Source organism: Amycolatopsis aidingensis (assembly GCF_018885265.1).
Lineage (GTDB): Bacteria > Actinomycetota > Actinomycetes > Mycobacteriales > Pseudonocardiaceae > Amycolatopsis > Amycolatopsis aidingensis.
Genome location: NZ_CP076538.1, coordinates 7,272,813 through 7,288,794 on the forward strand (window position 1 = coordinate 7,272,813; position 15,982 = coordinate 7,288,794).

Below are 15,982 nucleotides of genomic sequence, written 5' to 3' on the forward strand. Positions count from 1 at the left end.
ATCCCGGCCAGTATGACGCATCCGGCGCCCGCGAGGTTCCGGATCACAGCCAACCGTGGTCGCGCGCCATCCGGGCCGCCTCGGTGCGGTTGCGGGCGCCCAGTTTGGTCATGACCGAGGACAGGTAGTTGCGCACGGTGCCCTCGGCAAGGTGCAGCCGGGCCGCGATCTCGGTGTTGGTCGCGCCGTCGAGGACCACGCCGAGCAGTTCCCGCTCCCGCTCGGTGAGCGGATCGGCCGAGTCCCACGCGGCCACGGCCAGCTCGGGCGCCACCACCCGCTCACCGGCGTGCACCCGGCGTAACGCCGTCACCAGGTCGCCGACGGGGGCGTCCTTGAGCACGTAGCCCGCGACGCCTGCCTCCATCGCCCGGCGCAGGTAGCCACCGCGGGCGAAGGTGGTGACGATCAGGACCCGGACCGCGGAGCCCCGTCGGTTCAGCTCCGCGGCCAGGTCCAGCCCGGAGCGTCCGGGCATCTCGATATCGGCGAGCAGCACGTCCGGATGATGCCGGTCCACTGCCGCGAGCGCCTCGTTCCCGTCCGTCGCGGTCGCCACCACCTCGATGTCCGGCTGCAGGTCCAGCAGGGAGGCGAAGGCGCCGAGCACCATGCCCTGGTCCTCGGCCAGCACCACCGTGATCGGATCGGCCATCAGGTCGCCACCTCGATCGGCACCCCGACGGTGACGGTCGTGCCTGCCGAGCCGCGCAGCTGCACCCGGCCGCCGACCGCGGCGATCCGCTCGCGCATCCCGCCGAGCCCGTTGCCCTCCCGGACCCGGCCGCCGACCCCGTCGTCGGCCACCACCAGCCGCACCTCGCCGTCCTGCCTGCCGATACTGAGGTGGCAGTTGCGGGCGCCCGCATGCCGCGCCACGTTGGTGACCGCCTCCCGCAGTGCCAGCGCCAGCGCGTGCTCGGTGGCACTCATCAGGGTGAGGCCGGGCTCCTGCCGCACGGTCAGCTCCACCCCGACGCTGGCGAGCGCCGCACGGGCCGACTCGATCTCCTGCTCGATACTCGCCGTGCGCCAGCCGCTGACCGTGCTGCGGACCTCGGTGAGTGCCGCGCGGGCGGTGCGCTCGATCTCGGCGGCCTCGGTACTCGCCCGCTCCGGATCGGCCGCGGCCAGCTGGCCGATCAGCTGGGCCCGCACGATCACCGCGGTCAGTGAGTGGCCGAGCAGGTCGTGCAGGTCCCGCGCGATCCGTTCCCGCTCGGCCAGGGTGGCCAGGTGCTCGCTGCGCGCCTTGTCCACCCGCAGCGCGGCCGCCTCGCGTTCCTTGGCGCCGTTGTCGATCTGAATCAGGCCGATGATCCAGAGGAACAGGACCGCGGGGATCGTGCCGGGCAGCCTGCCTTCCATCGGCACCGGGGAGAGCACGAACAGCAGGGCGTGCAACGCGGTGAGCCCGCCCAGCCAGCGCCAGGTGTTCGGTCTGCTCTCGTACCCCGCGGCGAAGGCACCGACGTAGACGAACAGCACCGAGGCGCCGCTGTTGAACGGGACCGCGCCGGCACCGAGCACGACGGCGCAGGCGCACCAGAGGCGGAACCGGTCGGGGCGCAGGATGAGCAGCACGTACAGCGGCAGGAAGGCGAGCACCACCCCACCGGCCAGCACCCAGTCCACCGCGGTGGCGTGCGGGTCGAAGAACGGCTGGAAGAACGGGAACACCAGGTAGACCAGATGCACCCAGTTCGACGGCCGCCACCGCTGGTCCTGGCAGGTGGCGGCCTCGGCCGGGGTACGTTCGGTGCTCACAGTCGGGCATGACGATACGACAGGCCGGCCAGCCCCGCCGCTATCACGGCCGTCCCGGCCAGCACCAGCACGTGCCCGGCCGCCGCACCGGCGCCGAGCTGGGACAGTGCCAGCTGCGCCAGGTGGTAGGTGGGCAGGAAGGGCGCCAGCTGCCCGACGAACCCCGGCAGGATCTCCAGCGGCATCCACAACCCGGACAGCACGGCCAGCGGGAGCAGCAGCGCGTTCAGCACGGCGGCCGCGGTGTTGGCCCTGGCGCGGAAGCCGACGGCCAGGCTGAGCAGGGCGAACGGCAACGACCCCAGGATCAGCACCCCGGCGATCCGCACCAGCTCGCCCACCGAGGCCTGCAGGTTTCCGGTGAGCGCCGCGGTCGCCGCGAGCACGCCGAGCACCCCGGCCGCGTACGGCAGCGCCGCCACCAGCTTGGCCGTCAGGGTCAGGCCAACCGGCACGGCGGACACCCGTTTCGCGCGCAGCCAGCCGATCTCCCGGTCCTGCGCGACGGTGATACCGGGGTTCAGCATGGTCACCGCGAGCACGGCAAAGGTGCCGAAGGTGGCCACCATGCGGGTCCCGCTCGGGATGTTCCCGCCCGTCGGCTGGTCGCCGAAGATCGAGACGAACAGCGCGAAGAACGCCACCGGCATCAGGATGGAGAAGAACAGCGCGGTCGGCTCGCGGACGATCGCGCGTAGCTCGTCGGCGGCCTCGACCCGGAAGATCCGTGTGTTCATGCGCCCTGCCCAATCAGTTCCAGGTAGGTGTCCTCCAGGCTGGGCCTGGTCACGGTCAGCTCGGGTAGCTCGCCCTCGCTGGCGAACAGCTCGCCGACCAGCCTGGCCGGGGTGTCGGTTTCCCTTTCCTCGGTCCCGGCCGTGCCGGACCAGCGCACCACGGCGGTGCCGCGGCGCCTGCCGCCGAGCGTCGCGGGCGGTCCCTGCGCCACCACGGTGCCGCCGGACAGCACGGTGACCCGGTCGGCGAGCGCCTCGGCCTCGTCCAGGTAGTGCGTGGTGAGCAGGATGGTGGTCCCGCCGTCGGCGAGCCCCCTGATCAGCTGCCAGAACTGCCGCCGCACCTCCGGGTCGAATCCGGAGGTCGGTTCGTCCAGCACCAGCAGGTCCGGCTTGTTCACCAGCGCCATCGCCAGCTGCAGGCGTTGCTTCTGCCCGCCGGACAACCTGGCCGCCCGCCGCCCGGCCAGCTCGGTCAGGTCGAGCTGGGCCAGCACCGGCCCGGCGGCCGAACGTTCCCTGCCGCCGCAGACGGCGGCGCCGGTGACCAGCTCGCCCACCTTGAGGGTGGGCGGGAAGTCCATCGACTGCTGCATCACCCCGAGGTGCCTGCGGGTCGCGGCCTGCCTCGGGTCGCCGCCCGCGACCCGCACCGTGCCCTGCTGCACCCGCAACAGCCCGATCACCAGGTTGACCAACGTCGTCTTGCCCGCACCGTTCGGCCCGAGCAGTGCGACGCACTCACCCCGGTCTACTTCGAGATCCACCCCGTCCAGGGCGCGGGTCCGGCCGTAGCTGTGCCGGAGGCCGTGTGCCCGCAGGATCGTGTCCATGCGTTCCTCCCTCGCGATCGACACCAACGATGTCGCGCGAGGCGGATCCCCGGGTAGTGCCGCCCGGTAACCCCTTCCCGATGACAAACGTCATCCGCTGGCTCAGGCGGAGCGTTCGGAATCGCCGAGGCGGGGGAAGGGGTGGATGGAGAAGATCACCTCCACCGGCACCTCGAAGTAGTCGGCGATCCGCAGCGCGAGGTGCAGGCTGGGGCTGTACTCGCCACGCTCCAGGTAGCCAACGGTCTGGTAGTGCACCCCGAGCGCCTCGGCCAGCGCGCGCCGGGAGATCCCGCGTTCCGCCCGTAGCATCGCCATGCGGTTGTGGATGGTCTCGCTCATCCTGCTGTACCCGTCCTCGCCTGCCGTCACGGAACTCGTTGCAGGACCCGCTCCCGCCGGGCCTGCACCCGCGCCCCGGACTCGCGGCGCGCCATCCGACGGAGTACCACGGGCGCGAGCAGGAGCCCGAGCACGGCCCACACCCCCAGCACGCCGAGAGTCTCCAGGTGCCGCCAGGACTCGCCGATCTCGGCCACCACGGCGCCGTCCGGCAGGAAGGCGGCACGCATCCCGAGCCCGAGCCAGTAGACCGGGAACAGCTGCGCGATGAACTGCACCCACTCCGGCAGCGCGGCGATCGGATAGAGGATCCCGGAGATGCCAACCACCGCAAGGATCGGCAGCAGGCCCCAGGTTCCGGCCTGCTGCGGACCGCGGACCAGCGCGCCGAGGATCGTCCCGAACGGGATGGCGACGACCAGCCCGAGCGCCAGCAACAGCAACACGCTCAGCCAGCCCGTGGCCCCGTTGAACATCAGCCCGTCGAAGAGGAACATCCCTGGGATGATCAGCACCGCAAGCGTGGGTACCGCCTCCAGGCTGGTCCGCACCACGTGCCCGGTCAGGAACCCCACAGTCCCGTGCGGAATGGCCCGGAAGCGCAGCAGCGTGCCGTCCTCACGCTCGACGGCCAGCGCGTAAGCCGTGCTGACCGCGCCGCCGAAGATCACCAGGCCGCCGAGAATGCTCGGCATCGCCACGGCAGGCAGGAACAGGGAGGTACCTTCCACCGGCTCGTTCCGGTTGAACAGCAGGTAGGTGAGCAGACCCACGCTCAGCACGAAGTAGAAGCCGATGTCCTGTGGGGCGCGCAGCCCGCGGAGGAACTCCAGCCAGCCGCGGCCCACCCCGAGCCGGATCGCGTACAGGGTGTTGCTGTTCATGGCCGCACCTCCCCGAACGGCAGGTCCCGGCCCGCCCCCGTCTCGTGCTCCCGGACCAGGGCCAGATAGGTGTCCTCGAGGGTGGCCTTGCGCACCTCGATGTCGGTGATCTCCGCGCCATGCTGCGCGAACAGTTCCCGGACGAAGGTGGCCGGGTCCTCGGTGGCGTGCAGGAAGCGGTCCTGCCCGCAGGCCCAGCGCACCTCCGCAGTGCCTGCCACCTGCCGGGCCAGCTGATCGACGCTGCCGCTGGCCACGATCCGGCCGCCTGCCAGCACCAGGATGCGATCGGCCAGCTTCTCCGCCTCGGCGAGGTCGTGCGTGGTGAGCAGCACGGTGGTGTCGTCGAGGTCGGTGAGCCGGTGCACCAGGTCGTGGAAGTCGCGCCGCGCCTGCGGGTCGAACCCGGCGGTGGGCTCGTCCAGGAACAGCAGCTCAGGACGGCCGACGATGCCGATCGCGACGTCCAGCCGCCTGCGCTGGCCACCGGAGAGCGTGCTGATCCGACGGCCCGCGTACGGCTCGAGTCCGACCGCCTCGATGAGCTCCCCGGTGTCGTAGGGCCGGGGACGGCCCGGCTCGGCGAAGTTCAGGTAGAACCGGCCGAGGTGGTGCAACAACTCGCGCACCCGCCACCTGCCGTGGTCGCGCCAGGACTGCAGTACCACACCCACCCGCGCCCGCCAGGCCTCGTCGGCGTCGGCCGGGTCGGCACCGAGCACGCCGACCGCGCCGGCCGAGCGCATCCGGAACCCTTCCAGGATCTCGATGATGGTCGTCTTCCCCGCGCCGTTCGGGCCGAGCAGCGCGAGGACCTCCCCTCGGTGCGCGGTGAAGTCCACCCCATGCAGTACATCGGTGGAGCCGTACCGCATCCGCAGGTCACGCACGTCGATCACGGTCGCCGGATCGGCAGGCGGCGTCTCGTGGCGGGGACCGCGGAGCTCACGAACAGTCATAGGTCTCTACCTCTTCAGCTAACTTCTACAACTGAAGATAGCAGATATACTACATAGCAGAGCACCACTACCTCGGCCCTGCTCCGAGGTAGTGGTGCTCTGTGAGTGGAGAGTCCTGGGTGACGCCCCTGCAACGCCACACCAGGACCCTCTCAGTCGCCGGGAACTCGGTCGCGTAGAGCCCGGCGGGCTACGAGGTCACGCACCCTGCGTCGTGCGCGACTGGCAATGCTTTCGGTCGCCCTCCTGGTCGTGCCAAGCAGGCGAGCGATCTCACCGTGGGAAAGGCCCTGGTCCAAGCCGAACAGTACGAAGCACTCCCGCTCGCTCAGCCTACCGAAACGAGCGATGATCCAGCGGGCCTGCTCCCGGTCGACCACGGTCTCCTCCGGGCCGACCAGGGGAACCGGCAACAGCCTGCGGTGGGTCCCGACCTGCTGGGTGGCCACTCGCCTGCGGATATCGTCAACGCAGAGTCGCTTCGTCACGCTCACCAGGAACGGGGTCAACCTGCCGAGATCCAGCTCGCGATGCCCGGCGGCCCGGATGAAGGCCTCGTGCACGATGTCTTCCGCCTCGGTCTCGACTCCGTACCTGGCAGCCGCCCTGATCAGCCCCGGCCGAAGGCGGGCACACTCGTGCCAGAACTCGTTGATCTCCACCGAGCAAAACGCACTGCCATTCTTCTCACCCCTGTTCGCCACGGTCTTCCCTTCGCCCACCACAAATAATAATCCCCGCGGATTGCAGCGGGATTATTCTGGGGGCGCGCTCATCGAGCTCTGTTGCTCGACAGTCACCATGTCATTCCGTTCCGTCCGCTCGTACCGCCGTTCGTGGGAAACCGAGACCCGCTCGAGACCTCGCGGTGAGTCTCCTCACTGCGAGCCGATTAGGCCGGGACCGTATTCACGAGTGGAGACATCCACAAGGCGTCTCCACACCAGTTGTCGTTTAGTTGAAGGGTGAACATGCTTCACAAGCGATTTCTTAGCCTTGTACTGGCAATCCTGGCCTCGCTGGCCGCGGTGACGGCCGGTGCGGCACCCGCGGCCGCGGCCCCACAGGGCCCCGATGGCCGTGAGTCGACGCGTGCACTCATATTGACGATCAGCGAGGGTGAGCGGCCGCGACCCGATGCCGCCAAGGCCGTGCTGACATGCGATCCGGCCGGGGGAACGCATCCACTGAGCGAGGCGGCCTGCGCGGAGCTCGCGGCGGTGAACGGGGATGTGGCCGCGGTCGAACTGGAACCGCAGCGGCCGTGCTATCTGATCTACCGACCGGTCACCGTCACCGCGCACGGGCCCTGGAACGGCAGGCCGATCTCGTATCGGGAAACTTTCCCCAATGACTGCGTTCTGGATGTGATTAAGGGACCGATTTTCCGCTTCTGAACCATGCCGGTTCGATGCGTGGCCAATAACGACACTTCAGGTTAAATCGCCGCGAAGGCGGGAGGGGCTCTCCGGATCATCGACGACCGGAGAGCCCCTCCGCACAGTGGCAGACAAAAGTGCGCACCGCCGTGGAAGAACAGCGACCGGTCAGCGCTCATGCCGGCCGATCCGGGCCGGGACGACGAACCACAGCGAGCCGAACAACACCCCCACCACGGCGACGAACACGGCCATCGCGACGAAGCCGTAGACCACCTTGGCGATCAGGGCAACCGTCACGGTCACCGCGGCCGCGAGACAGCCCAGCCCCACCAGCACCGAGCGGTTGCCGACCCGCAGGATCTCCGCGCGGCGCCCCGCCCGGAACAGCACCCGGTGCCAGACCGCGGGCGCGGTGAGTAACGCGGTGGACACCGAGGCGAGCAGCACGGCCGTCATGTGCAGGGCCTTCTCCAGCCCGCTCGCCTCCCGGAACTGGCTGGTGAACACCACCGCGAGCAGGAAGCCGAACAGGATCTGCACCCCGGCCTGCGCCACCCGCAACTCGCCGAGCAGCTCGTTGACGTTCCTGGTGAGCTGCTCGTTGCGGGACTCAGCGCCGTTCGCCTCGTTGCTCACACTCGCTCCAGTTCGGGTTTCACGACCACCGGAGTACCCCGGGAGCGTTCGTGCCAACCCAGCATGGTGACCGACCCGACCACCACCAGCAGTCCGATCCACTGCGAGACCGAAAGCGACGAGTCCAGAAAGGACACGCCGATCAGCGCGGCGGTCGCGGGGAAGGCCAGCTCGGCAAGGGTGGCGCGAGCGGCCGGGGTGGCACGCAGACCGAGGTAGTACAGCAGCAACGCGAGCAGGCCGGGCACCAGTGCCAGCAGGGCGAGGCCGAGCAGGTTGTCCCAGCCGGGCGCGAAGCTCGCGCCCTCGATCCCGACCACGGCAGCGGCGACCGGCAGGCCGACGGTGAAGCGCAGCACGGTCACGTCCCGCGCGGACAGCCGCTCGGAAACCAGGCGCCCGAGCACGGTGCCCGCCGCCCACAGCGCGGCCGCGCCGACCGCCAGCAGCGCGGCGCGCAGGGCCGTCAGCTCGATCTCCAGCGGATCGGGGAACGCCAGCAGCCAGGCACCGAGCAGGGCGGGCAGTGCGAACAGGGCGTAGCCCGCACGCAGCCGTTCGCCGAGCACGAAGAAGGCCGCCAGCATCGCCAGGATTGGCTGCAGTTTCTGCAGCACCAGCGGGGTGATCGGGTCACCGGTCTGGAAGGCGGCGGTGAACAGCGCTGTGGCCGCCGCGGAGGCGCCCGCGCCGATCACCAGCACCGCGAGCCACTCCCGCGGGCCACACCGGCGCAGTGCCCGCAGGGCGGCCGGCAGCAGGGGCAGCAGCAGCGCCGCCACCAGCAGGTGTTCCCAGAAGACCACGGTGGCCGCAGGCAGGCTCTCGGCCAACGGTAGCCGCAGCAGTCCATCGGTTCCCCAGAGCGCCGCGGCGACCGCTACCAGCCAGGTCCGGTCGGCCGGCGCGCCGACTTTCGCACTCACTCCGCCACCGTACGTCGCCAGGGTGGATCGTCCGCAGGGTCCACAATGTGACATGCGAGACGTCATACCCAGGGAATACGGTGTGCTCGCCTGGGACAGGGCGGGCTCGGGGCGCGGGTCCATACTGGTCGGCATGCCGGCCACGAACGCTGACCGAACCCCGGCCCCACTGGACGCACGCCTTGACGACACCGCGATCGCCGAGTTGCTCGCCGGGCTGCCCGCGGACCTGGCCGCCACCACGGCGGAGCGGGCACGCCCCGCCATCCGGTTCGCCACCCGCCGCTGCGGCCCGGATTCGGCACCCGGCGCCTCCCGGTTCGGCGGCGATCCCGACCTTCCGGCCGACCTGGCCTGGCCGACCTGGGTCAACCCGCTCGACAAGGGCGGCGAGCCCCGCCCACTCGGGTTCTTCGCGCAGATCGACCTTGCCACCGTCGCGGGCGGCACCGACCTGCCGCTGCCGTCCGATGGGCTGCTGTCGTTCTTCTGCGACTTCGCCACCGGCGGCGGCCACGGCGGGATTCTCGGGCTCTACCAGCATGAGCACGAGGGCTGCCGGGTACGGCATCTCCCTGCGACCACGCCCGCCCGGCGGGCGGCACCACCGGCCGCGCACAGCGTGCCGGAGGCGCTGCTGTTGCCGATACTGGTCACCACCTTCCCCGAACCGGACCCCGCGACCTGGACGGATGGCGACCATGACGAGGGCTATGCGGGCTGGGACGAGGTCGAGCGGCGGTACGAGCGCCTGCTGGCGGCGGCCGTACCGGAGGGCTGGGCACTGGCCGGGCGGCATCAGCTCGGCGGGCACGCTCGCAGCATCCAGCACCCGGTCGAGGAGGAGGTGCTGCAGGCGGCGGCGGGGGTCTCCCGCGCGGGACGCGCCTTCGACCACGAACGGTGGGCCGCGATCCGGCACCGGGTCGCGGACTGGCGGCTGCTGCTGCAACTCGACAGCGACAGCCATCTCGGCTACCTGTGGGGCGACGCAGGCACGCTCTACTGGATGGCGCGGCAGGACAGTATCGCCGCGGCCGACTGGTCCGCGGCCTGGTTCAACTTCCAGTGCTCCTGAACCAGCTTGGTACAGCACTAGAGTCCAATCAGGACTATTCGTTCTGTATGTCCACTAGAGACTTCCAGAGCGGGGCGCCAGCCACATCGCCATGCCAGGCAAACGACCCGTGAGCACACCGGTTCCCGCCGGGCTTGACCTGAAGTCAAGTTGAGCAAGCAGACTCGCCCGCATGACCAACACGACGGCGGATCGCCAAGCCGATATCGACGCCATCGAGCGGGTGGTCGCCACGCTCGAACACTCGCAGCAGAACGAACTACCCGAGGAGTTCATCGGCCTGTTCCGGGCCGATGCCATCTGGACGACGGCGCACGGGAAACGCCTCTTCGGCCGCGCGGAGATCGCGGAGTTCACCCGCACGGTGTTGCCCGGAGCCATGCGGGAATCCACGGTGACCTACGAGGTCGAGCACATCATGTTCATCAGCCCGGATGTCGCCGCCGTCAAGGCGCGCGGCCAGTACCGCACGCTCGACGGTGAGCCGACCGGCAATCCCACCAGTCCGATGTACGTGCTGGCCAGGGAGGGCGAGCAGTGGCTGCTGGTCGCCTGCCAGAACACCGAGGTGCTCAGGGCCTGACGGCGGTCACACTTCCGGGGCGCCGACCGCTCTCCGGGAGCGTTTCCGGCGGGCCGGCGCGGGTTGCTGGCACAGCCGGAGCACGACCAGCGCCCGTTCCCCACGCCGACCGGGGGTGAGGACGGCGGTGCCGCCTGCCAGCAGCACCAGCAGTGCGGACGGTCCGTAGCGCAGCGCGAGCGCGGTGGTCACGATGGGCACTGGTGCGTCGAGCAGGAACTGGGCGAATGTCGCCATGGCGCGTTCTCCATCGTCGCGCGGGGATCATGCCCGACGGTCGCAGCTGATCCTCGCTGGAGCAGGAAAACGCCTGCGCCTCCACGGCCAGCCGACCCCCGCTACCGACCACCGAGTCAGGAACAGACGCGTCACAACTCGATCAGCGTGGCATGGGGCGGGCAGGCCGTCCAGCCTCCGCTCGGGTGGATCGCGGCGGCCCACCTGCCGGGCGCCTCAGTCCCCGATGACGGCCATCGCGTCCACCTCGATCAGGTATTCGGGCCGGGCCAGCCCGGCGACGCCCACCAGGGTGTCGGCCGGTTTGTGTTCCCCGAACAGGCCCAGCCTGGCCGCCTCGATCACCGGCAGGTACTCCGGCCGGTGATCGACAACGTAGATCGTGATCTTGGCGACCTGGCCGGGGCCGGCGCCGGCGGCGGCCAGGGCGTGCCCGAGGTTGGTGAACACCTGGCGGGCCTGTACCGCCAGGTCACCGGGCCCGACCAGGGCACCCTGGGCGTCCTCCGGTTCCTGACCGGCGACGAAGACCAGCCTGCTTCCGGCCGCGATGACAACATGGGTATAGGTGGGCGGACTCGGCAAGGACTCCGGGTTGATCAGCTCTAGCGGCATGTCTTCCACTACACCCACGATCACGGCCCCATCAAATCATGACGTAAGTCACACCTACCGGAAGCAGGTCACCTGTAGCGGGTGCGCCAGGTAGCTTCCCTTTCACCAAGAAGCCCCAGGTATTTAAGGTGAAGAATGTCGTTCGCGCTTTCCCGTACCCGACGCGCAGTCGCGACCATCGCGATGGCAATCGTGGCAATGACGGGCACAACGGTCATGACCGCCAGCCCAGCACATGCGCAGGGTTATTGGGCGCAAAAATGCGGGCCGGGGTTCAGTCTCTACTGGAAGGCATCCCTGCGACCCGGCGACTATGCGCACATTCGGGTCTTCAGGCGGCATTCCGGCAGTAACACCGACTGGTGTGCCCTCACGGTCCGGCATGGGCTTGCCAAGGGGAATCGCAGTTGGACCGCCGTCAAGCTCGCCCGTGGCCAGTCGTACGACTGGAGGCAGATTGACAGGGGCCACTTCAAGTACTACGCGGGTCCCGTCCGGATTTGGAACTCCCGCCACGCGAGTTTCGAAGGCAGGATCACCTACAACGGGGTCAAAGGTAGGATTGTCGGGGTAGCCACCCCATAATCAGCGGGCTCGAGTTCGGCCATCCAGTTGGTTCAGCCGGTGAGCGTCCACTGCGGGGTCACGGTCGGGATGTGCACGACGGCGTCGAACCATTCGGCCAGCGCCTGGCCGGACAAGTGGTACACGGCATCGTTCGCCGGGTCGTAGTTCGGACCGATCAGCCGGGTTTTCGTCGGGGCATCCAGCCAAGCACGCACCGGTCCAGGTGCTTCGGCATGCAGATCGAGCAGGTACGGGGGCAGGTCGGCTGTCAACAGGTTGTGCTCGGCGTAGTCCGCGGGCGGCGCGGGCACCTCGTACGGCACCGTCCCGTTGCCGAAGGTGACGCCGACAGACCGGTAACCGGCGCCGAAGCGCTCCCGGAGGTAGCTGCCCGCGTTGCGCTGTCTCTCCAGGCTGGTGTGTTGCGTGACGAGGCGCCGCGACCCCACGCCGGTGTGCGCGATGCCGCCCCAGTACACGATCTTGTCGCCGGTCCGCTCCTGCCATTCGATGACGCCCTCGGCGAGGTGCCGCTCGATTGCGGACAGGCTCTCCTGCCACGAGGCGTCCTGCGGTTCGCCCGCCGCCACCAACCGGACAGGATCGGCCGGATGCGTTTCGTTATACGACCGCAGCCACCTGAGCACACCGAGAATCTCCTCGTTCCGCCAGAACACCCGCGCGTCGGTGAGCATCTCGCGCGGGTCGCCGCGGCCGGTGCGGATGTAGCCGGCGAGCTCAGCACTCTTCGTCTCGTCTCCCTCCAGCAGGACCGAGCGGAACCCCATCTCCTCCACCAGGAACCGCAGGATCCGGTGCATGAGGACGGACGGTTCGTGCGCCGTTCGGATGGACGTGCCGATTCCGACCACAGTGGCCTCTCCGGTGATCTCGCCCAGCGGCCGCAGATCGGTCAGCGGTGCGGACGGGTCAACGATGTCCAACGGGCGGGCGGTAGCGACGATCCATTCCCGGACCAAGTGCGTGGCATCCATGATCCCGACGCTAAAATCTCAACCATTGTAGAGGTCAAGGAGCCGGTACAGACTGGACCAGAGAACACGGGTGCGAGCAGCGCCGTGAACACCCGCGCATCTTGTCAGGACTGCTTCTTACTCCATCGAGTTACCACGGCGACGCTTCGCGACCCCACGGCGTGCGATACGCAACCGGTTCAGGGCGGAGTCGATGTCTTCATCATCATCGACGGCAGTCGCTTCCAGCGCAGCGTACTGCGCGGCGCGGCGCTTCTTCCGATAGTCGAGGAGATCCCTGAGGAGGATGCGTCGACGGTTGCCGACCTTCTCGAATGGAATCTCTTTCTCGTCGAGCAGCCTGATCACCGTTGGCCTGCTGACCCCGAGCAGGTCGGCAGCCTGTTGGGTGGTCAGCGTTTTCGTCACCGGTGCTATGGATACCGCGAGCCCGGCCTGTAGCGCCTCAGCCACCTGCCGCAATACCCGGTACAGCTCCGCGGGCAGCTCGACCCGATCGTTCGGAGTACCCCCACTCAGGAAATAACGGGACTCCGGCCGCCCACGACCCATGTCTTCATGGGCCTTGAGGAAGTCATGCACCTGCACTACCTGTGCCTCGTCTTCACCTGGCAGGTAGGTCTCCTGTTTGGTCGCTGCGCTCATAGCACCTCCTCAACTGAATAAAACGTAACGTCTTTCGATTCGTTCGTTTATGCTCCGCCAGCGTATGCCCGGACGCGTGTCCGTAGCGACCGGTGGGCACCCCGCCGCTGCCCGCCGTCAGGGACAATGGAGTGCGTGACGGCGACCCCGATGACCACGACCAGGCCCGCGCTTCGGATCGGCCCCTACCAGGTCGACCCGCCGGTGGTGCTCGCCCCGATGGCCGGGATCACCAACATCGCCTTCCGCAGGCTCTGCCGCGAGTACGGCGCCGGGCTCTACGTCTGCGAGATGATCACCGCCCGCGCCGTGGTCGAACGACATCCCGGCACCTGGCACATGATGAGCTTCGACCAGGGCGAATACCCCCGCTCCATGCAGCTTTACGGCGTCGACCCGAAAACCATGCGGGAAGCCATCAAGATCATCATCGGCGAAGGGCTCGCCGACCACATCGACCAGAACTACGGCTGCCCGGTGGCGAAGGTCACCCGCAAGGGCGGTGGGGCCGCGCTGCCGTACAAGCGGAGGCTGTTCGGCGAGATCATCGCCGCCACGGTGGAGGCGGCCGAGCCCGCAGGCGTCCCGGTCACGGTGAAGTTCCGGGTCGGGATCGACGAGGACCACCACACCTACCTGGACGCGGGCCGGATCGCCGAGGCGGAGGGCGCCGCCGCCGTCTCGCTGCACGCCCGCACCGCCGCGCAGCGCTACTCCGGGCAGGCCGACTGGTCGCATATCGCCAGGCTGAAGGACGCCGTCCGGAGCATCCCGGTACTCGGCAACGGCGATATCTTCGCCGCGGGCGACGCGCTGCGGATGATGGCCGAAACCGGCTGCGACGGGGTGGTCGTCGGCAGGGGCTGCCTTGGCAGGCCGTGGCTGTTCGGCGAGCTGGAGGCCGCCTTCGCGGGCAGGCCGATCCCGCAGGGCCCCGACCTCGGCACGGTCGCGGGCGTGCTGCGCAGGCATGCCGAGCTGCTGATCGAGCACGACGGCCCGGACAAGGCCATGCGCGACCTGCGCAAGCACATGGCCTGGTACCTGCGTGGCTTCCCGGTCGGCTCCGACCTGCGCCGCGGGTTCTCCATGGTGTCCAGCCTCGCCGAGCTGGACGGCCTCATCGCGCAGCTGGACCACGACGCGCCCTTCCCCGAGGAGGCCGAGGGCCCACGGGGCAGGCAGGGCTCGCCTGGCAAGGTCACCCTGCCGCACGGCTGGCTGGACGATCCGGATGATCCCTGCGTCCCTGCCGGCGCGGACCTGATGCACTCCGGCGGCTGAAGCCGTGCGAAGGACAGCGGTACTCGGGGCCGCGATGCTGGGCGCGGTCACCGGGTGCTCCCCGGCCTCCAGCGAGCCGCCCACGCCGGAGCAGCGAGTCGACCGCTACTTCGACGCCTTCAACGCCGCCGCGGCCAAGGGCGACCAAGCCCAGCTGGAGTTCCTGCGCCGGACACAGCACCCGGACTTCGCCGGTCAGGGGTGCGAACTGAACGGGCTGACCATGCACGCCTACCCGGCACTGTCCACCCTGCGACCCGCCCCCGAATGGGCGCCGGAGGACGCCGAGCCGCCACGCGGTCAGGTGTACGTCCTCGCGGTCTCGCTGACCCTGCGCCGTGCGGGCACACCGCTTGCCGAGCGGATCGGGTCCGAACGGGTGGCCATCGTGGACGACCAGGTGTACGGCTTCGCCCCCTGCCCTTCCGAAGGGTAGCCACCCATCACTCTTCGTCCACTTGAGCGATTTTCACCTTCTTCCCCTGCCAGCGCCTCAAGCACACCTCCGATCCGGACGAAGGGACAGCAATACGGCGGAGGTGAGCACGGTGCCAGGGGATGGCGAGGGCCCGGAGCATTCCGACCTGCTCGCCGTACATCAGTCGATCGCCGAGATGTATGCCGCGCAAGGCCGGTGGCAGCGCGCCTACGAACATCTTCGCTCCGCGCTCGAGCTCGCCCGCGGCCGCCGGCAGGACGCCCCGGCAAGCCACCGCCTGCCCGAGGTCGAGCGGCTGCGCCAGGCGCACGCCCGGGCCCGCGAGGAGAGCCTGACCGACGCGCTCACCGCCACCTACAACCGCCGCTACCTCGACCGCAGGCTGACCGAGTTGCGGGCCGAGCCGGGCGGGGCGGCGCTGGCCATGGTCGACCTCGACCTGTTCAAGAAGGTGAACGACTCCTTCGGGCACCGGATCGGCGACCAGGTGCTGCGCCGGGTGGTCGCGCTGGTGCAGCAGGGGCTGCCTGCGGGCTCGTGCTGCGCACGCTACGGCGGCGAGGAGTTCGTACTGGTGCTGCCCGGCGTCCGTACCGGCGCGGCGGTGGCGCTGGCCGAACGCGCCCGTGCCAGGGTCGCCGAGCACCGGTGGGGTCAGCTGTCCGCGGGGCTTACCGTCACCATCAGCGTCGGGGTCGCGCCGGCGCGGGAGCGCGAGCCCGCGCGGCGCGGTCATCCGCAGGATCCGCAGGATCAGCTCGCCGAGGCCGACGCCCTGCTCTACGCGGCGAAACGTGCGGGCCGGAACCTCGTCGCCTACCGGGAACGCGGCGAGATCCACCTCGTGCGCACTCTCTGTAAGGGGAATCTCACCCGATCCCACAGCAGTGACCGGTTTGTATCGCTGGATCGTGGCTGACACGGTGGTCTGGACAACGCTGCGTAAAAATGTCACAGGATGGTGTCGTCACGAACGGCGGGTATCCGTACGATAACGAACGCCGCAGTGCTGCCGATCAGAGAATCTAGGGATCACACGTCAGGAGCAATCAAACCGGGTGACGCCGGGCTCA

General features: G+C 69.3%; 20 protein-coding genes. 6 read left to right on the forward strand and 14 right to left on the reverse strand.

What is annotated here, in order from left to right; genetic code table 11:
• Positions 1 to 43: 43 nt before the first annotated feature.
• The 8 genes from KOI47_RS33380 to KOI47_RS33415 all read right to left on the reverse strand — a co-directional run bounded on the left by KOI47_RS33380 (position 44) and on the right by KOI47_RS33415 (position 6,184).
• A complete protein-coding gene (locus KOI47_RS33380) occupies positions 44 to 655 on the reverse strand; it encodes a response regulator transcription factor (protein WP_216211271.1) in 612 nt (203 codons plus the stop codon).
• Positions 655 to 1,767 (reverse strand): sensor histidine kinase, encoded by a 1,113-nt coding sequence (locus KOI47_RS33385; RefSeq protein WP_216211274.1) that lies wholly within the window; start codon positions 1,765 to 1,767, stop codon positions 655 to 657. The genes KOI47_RS33380 and KOI47_RS33385 overlap by 1 nt, the downstream gene beginning before the upstream one ends.
• Entirely contained in the window at positions 1,764 to 2,504 is a 741-nt protein-coding gene (locus KOI47_RS33390) for an ABC transporter permease (RefSeq protein ID WP_216211277.1), read from the reverse strand. Before KOI47_RS33390 ends, KOI47_RS33385 begins: the two co-directional genes overlap by 4 nt.
• The gene (locus tag KOI47_RS33395; RefSeq protein WP_216211280.1) at positions 2,501 to 3,337 is read right to left on the reverse strand and encodes an ABC transporter ATP-binding protein; all 837 of its coding nucleotides are present in this window, start codon (positions 3,335 to 3,337) and stop codon (positions 2,501 to 2,503) included. Before KOI47_RS33395 ends, KOI47_RS33390 begins: the two co-directional genes overlap by 4 nt.
• Before the next feature lie 102 nt (positions 3,338 to 3,439).
• On the reverse strand, positions 3,440 to 3,679 hold the full coding sequence (locus KOI47_RS33400) for a helix-turn-helix transcriptional regulator (RefSeq protein WP_216217729.1): 240 nt from the start codon (positions 3,677 to 3,679) through the stop codon (positions 3,440 to 3,442).
• Between the two features lie 26 nt (positions 3,680 to 3,705).
• The gene (locus tag KOI47_RS33405; protein ID WP_216211284.1) at positions 3,706 to 4,563 is read right to left on the reverse strand and encodes an ABC transporter permease; all 858 of its coding nucleotides are present in this window, start codon (positions 4,561 to 4,563) and stop codon (positions 3,706 to 3,708) included.
• Positions 4,560 to 5,522, reverse strand: a complete 963-nt coding sequence (locus tag KOI47_RS33410) for an ABC transporter ATP-binding protein (protein ID WP_408629876.1) — start codon at positions 5,520 to 5,522, stop codon at positions 4,560 to 4,562. The genes KOI47_RS33405 and KOI47_RS33410 overlap by 4 nt, the downstream gene beginning before the upstream one ends.
• 152 nt (positions 5,523 to 5,674) lie before the next feature.
• Entirely contained in the window at positions 5,675 to 6,184 is a 510-nt protein-coding gene (locus KOI47_RS33415; RefSeq protein WP_216211287.1) for an RNA polymerase sigma factor, read from the reverse strand.
• A gap of 366 nt (positions 6,185 to 6,550) precedes the next feature.
• Between KOI47_RS33415 and KOI47_RS33420 the strand changes: the two genes are divergently transcribed.
• On the forward strand, positions 6,551 to 6,919 hold the full coding sequence (locus KOI47_RS33420; RefSeq protein WP_216211291.1) for a subtilase-type protease inhibitor: 369 nt from the start codon (positions 6,551 to 6,553) through the stop codon (positions 6,917 to 6,919).
• A gap of 150 nt (positions 6,920 to 7,069) precedes the next feature.
• Here the strand turns inward: KOI47_RS33420 and KOI47_RS33425 are convergent, their stop codons facing one another.
• Both KOI47_RS33425 and KOI47_RS33430 read right to left on the reverse strand, forming a co-directional pair.
• A complete protein-coding gene (locus KOI47_RS33425; protein WP_216211294.1) occupies positions 7,070 to 7,540 on the reverse strand; it encodes a DUF6328 family protein in 471 nt (156 codons plus the stop codon).
• Positions 7,537 to 8,466, reverse strand: a complete 930-nt coding sequence (locus tag KOI47_RS33430; protein WP_232376424.1) for a DMT family transporter — start codon at positions 8,464 to 8,466, stop codon at positions 7,537 to 7,539. The genes KOI47_RS33425 and KOI47_RS33430 overlap by 4 nt, the downstream gene beginning before the upstream one ends.
• A 133-nt stretch (positions 8,467 to 8,599) precedes the next feature.
• Here KOI47_RS33430 and KOI47_RS33435 point away from each other — a divergent pair, with 133 nt between their 5' ends.
• Together KOI47_RS33435 and KOI47_RS33440 are read left to right on the forward strand one after the other, a co-directional pair.
• Positions 8,600 to 9,544: a YwqG family protein gene (locus tag KOI47_RS33435; RefSeq protein ID WP_216211299.1), complete on the forward strand. Its 945-nt coding sequence runs from the start codon at positions 8,600 to 8,602 to the stop codon at positions 9,542 to 9,544.
• Positions 9,545 to 9,716: 172 nt separating this feature from the next.
• A complete protein-coding gene (locus KOI47_RS33440; RefSeq protein ID WP_216211302.1) occupies positions 9,717 to 10,127 on the forward strand; it encodes an SgcJ/EcaC family oxidoreductase in 411 nt (136 codons plus the stop codon).
• Positions 10,128 to 10,133: 6 nt separating this feature from the next.
• Here KOI47_RS33440 and KOI47_RS33445 read toward each other — a convergent pair whose 3' ends face one another.
• From KOI47_RS33445 to KOI47_RS33460, 4 genes are all read right to left on the reverse strand, one after another.
• Positions 10,134 to 10,364 (reverse strand): hypothetical protein, encoded by a 231-nt coding sequence (locus KOI47_RS33445; protein WP_216211304.1) that lies wholly within the window; start codon positions 10,362 to 10,364, stop codon positions 10,134 to 10,136.
• A gap of 216 nt (positions 10,365 to 10,580) precedes the next feature.
• Positions 10,581 to 11,003, reverse strand: coding sequence for a RidA family protein (locus tag KOI47_RS33450; protein WP_232376425.1), 423 nt, complete (start codon positions 11,001 to 11,003; stop codon positions 10,581 to 10,583).
• Between the two features lie 593 nt (positions 11,004 to 11,596).
• Entirely contained in the window at positions 11,597 to 12,541 is a 945-nt protein-coding gene (locus tag KOI47_RS33455) for an erythromycin esterase family protein (RefSeq protein WP_216211306.1), read from the reverse strand.
• 117 nt (positions 12,542 to 12,658) lie between these two features.
• On the reverse strand, positions 12,659 to 13,186 hold the full coding sequence (locus KOI47_RS33460; protein ID WP_216211309.1) for an excisionase family DNA-binding protein: 528 nt from the start codon (positions 13,184 to 13,186) through the stop codon (positions 12,659 to 12,661).
• A gap of 126 nt (positions 13,187 to 13,312) precedes the next feature.
• Between KOI47_RS33460 and dusB the strand changes: the two genes are divergently transcribed.
• The 3 genes from dusB to KOI47_RS33475 all read left to right on the forward strand — a co-directional run bounded on the left by dusB (position 13,313) and on the right by KOI47_RS33475 (position 15,828).
• Positions 13,313 to 14,470: a tRNA dihydrouridine synthase DusB gene (gene dusB / locus KOI47_RS33465; protein WP_232376426.1), complete on the forward strand. Its 1,158-nt coding sequence runs from the start codon at positions 13,313 to 13,315 to the stop codon at positions 14,468 to 14,470.
• Positions 14,471 to 14,474: 4 nt separating this feature from the next.
• Positions 14,475 to 14,906: a hypothetical protein gene (locus KOI47_RS33470; protein WP_216211312.1), complete on the forward strand. Its 432-nt coding sequence runs from the start codon at positions 14,475 to 14,477 to the stop codon at positions 14,904 to 14,906.
• 112 nt (positions 14,907 to 15,018) lie between these two features.
• A complete protein-coding gene (locus KOI47_RS33475; protein WP_232376427.1) occupies positions 15,019 to 15,828 on the forward strand; it encodes a GGDEF domain-containing protein in 810 nt (269 codons plus the stop codon).
• Positions 15,829 to 15,982 lie beyond the last annotated feature (154 nt).

What these genes read in the sequence shown, in the direction of transcription:
- dusB (WP_232376426.1), top strand. Translation starts at nt 13,313, where the DNA reads ATGGAGTGCGTGACGGCGACCCCGATGACCACGACCAGGCCCGCGCTT.
- KOI47_RS33445 (WP_216211304.1), bottom strand. Translation starts at nt 10,364, where the DNA reads ATGGCGACATTCGCCCAGTTCCTGCTCGACGCACCAGTGCCCATCGTG.
- KOI47_RS33460 (WP_216211309.1), bottom strand. Translation starts at nt 13,186, where the DNA reads ATGAGCGCAGCGACCAAACAGGAGACCTACCTGCCAGGTGAAGACGAG.
- KOI47_RS33395 (WP_216211280.1), bottom strand. Translation starts at nt 3,337, where the DNA reads ATGGACACGATCCTGCGGGCACACGGCCTCCGGCACAGCTACGGCCGG.
- KOI47_RS33400 (WP_216217729.1), bottom strand. Translation starts at nt 3,679, where the DNA reads ATGAGCGAGACCATCCACAACCGCATGGCGATGCTACGGGCGGAACGC.
- KOI47_RS33380 (WP_216211271.1), bottom strand. Translation starts at nt 655, where the DNA reads ATGGCCGATCCGATCACGGTGGTGCTGGCCGAGGACCAGGGCATGGTG.
- KOI47_RS33455 (WP_216211306.1), bottom strand. Translation starts at nt 12,541, where the DNA reads ATGGATGCCACGCACTTGGTCCGGGAATGGATCGTCGCTACCGCCCGC.
- KOI47_RS33440 (WP_216211302.1), top strand. Translation starts at nt 9,717, where the DNA reads ATGACCAACACGACGGCGGATCGCCAAGCCGATATCGACGCCATCGAG.
- KOI47_RS33405 (WP_216211284.1), bottom strand. Translation starts at nt 4,563, where the DNA reads ATGAACAGCAACACCCTGTACGCGATCCGGCTCGGGGTGGGCCGCGGC.
- KOI47_RS33390 (WP_216211277.1), bottom strand. Translation starts at nt 2,504, where the DNA reads ATGAACACACGGATCTTCCGGGTCGAGGCCGCCGACGAGCTACGCGCG.
- KOI47_RS33435 (WP_216211299.1), top strand. Translation starts at nt 8,600, where the DNA reads ATGCCGGCCACGAACGCTGACCGAACCCCGGCCCCACTGGACGCACGC.
- KOI47_RS33410 (WP_408629876.1), bottom strand. Translation starts at nt 5,522, where the DNA reads ATGACTGTTCGTGAGCTCCGCGGTCCCCGCCACGAGACGCCGCCTGCC.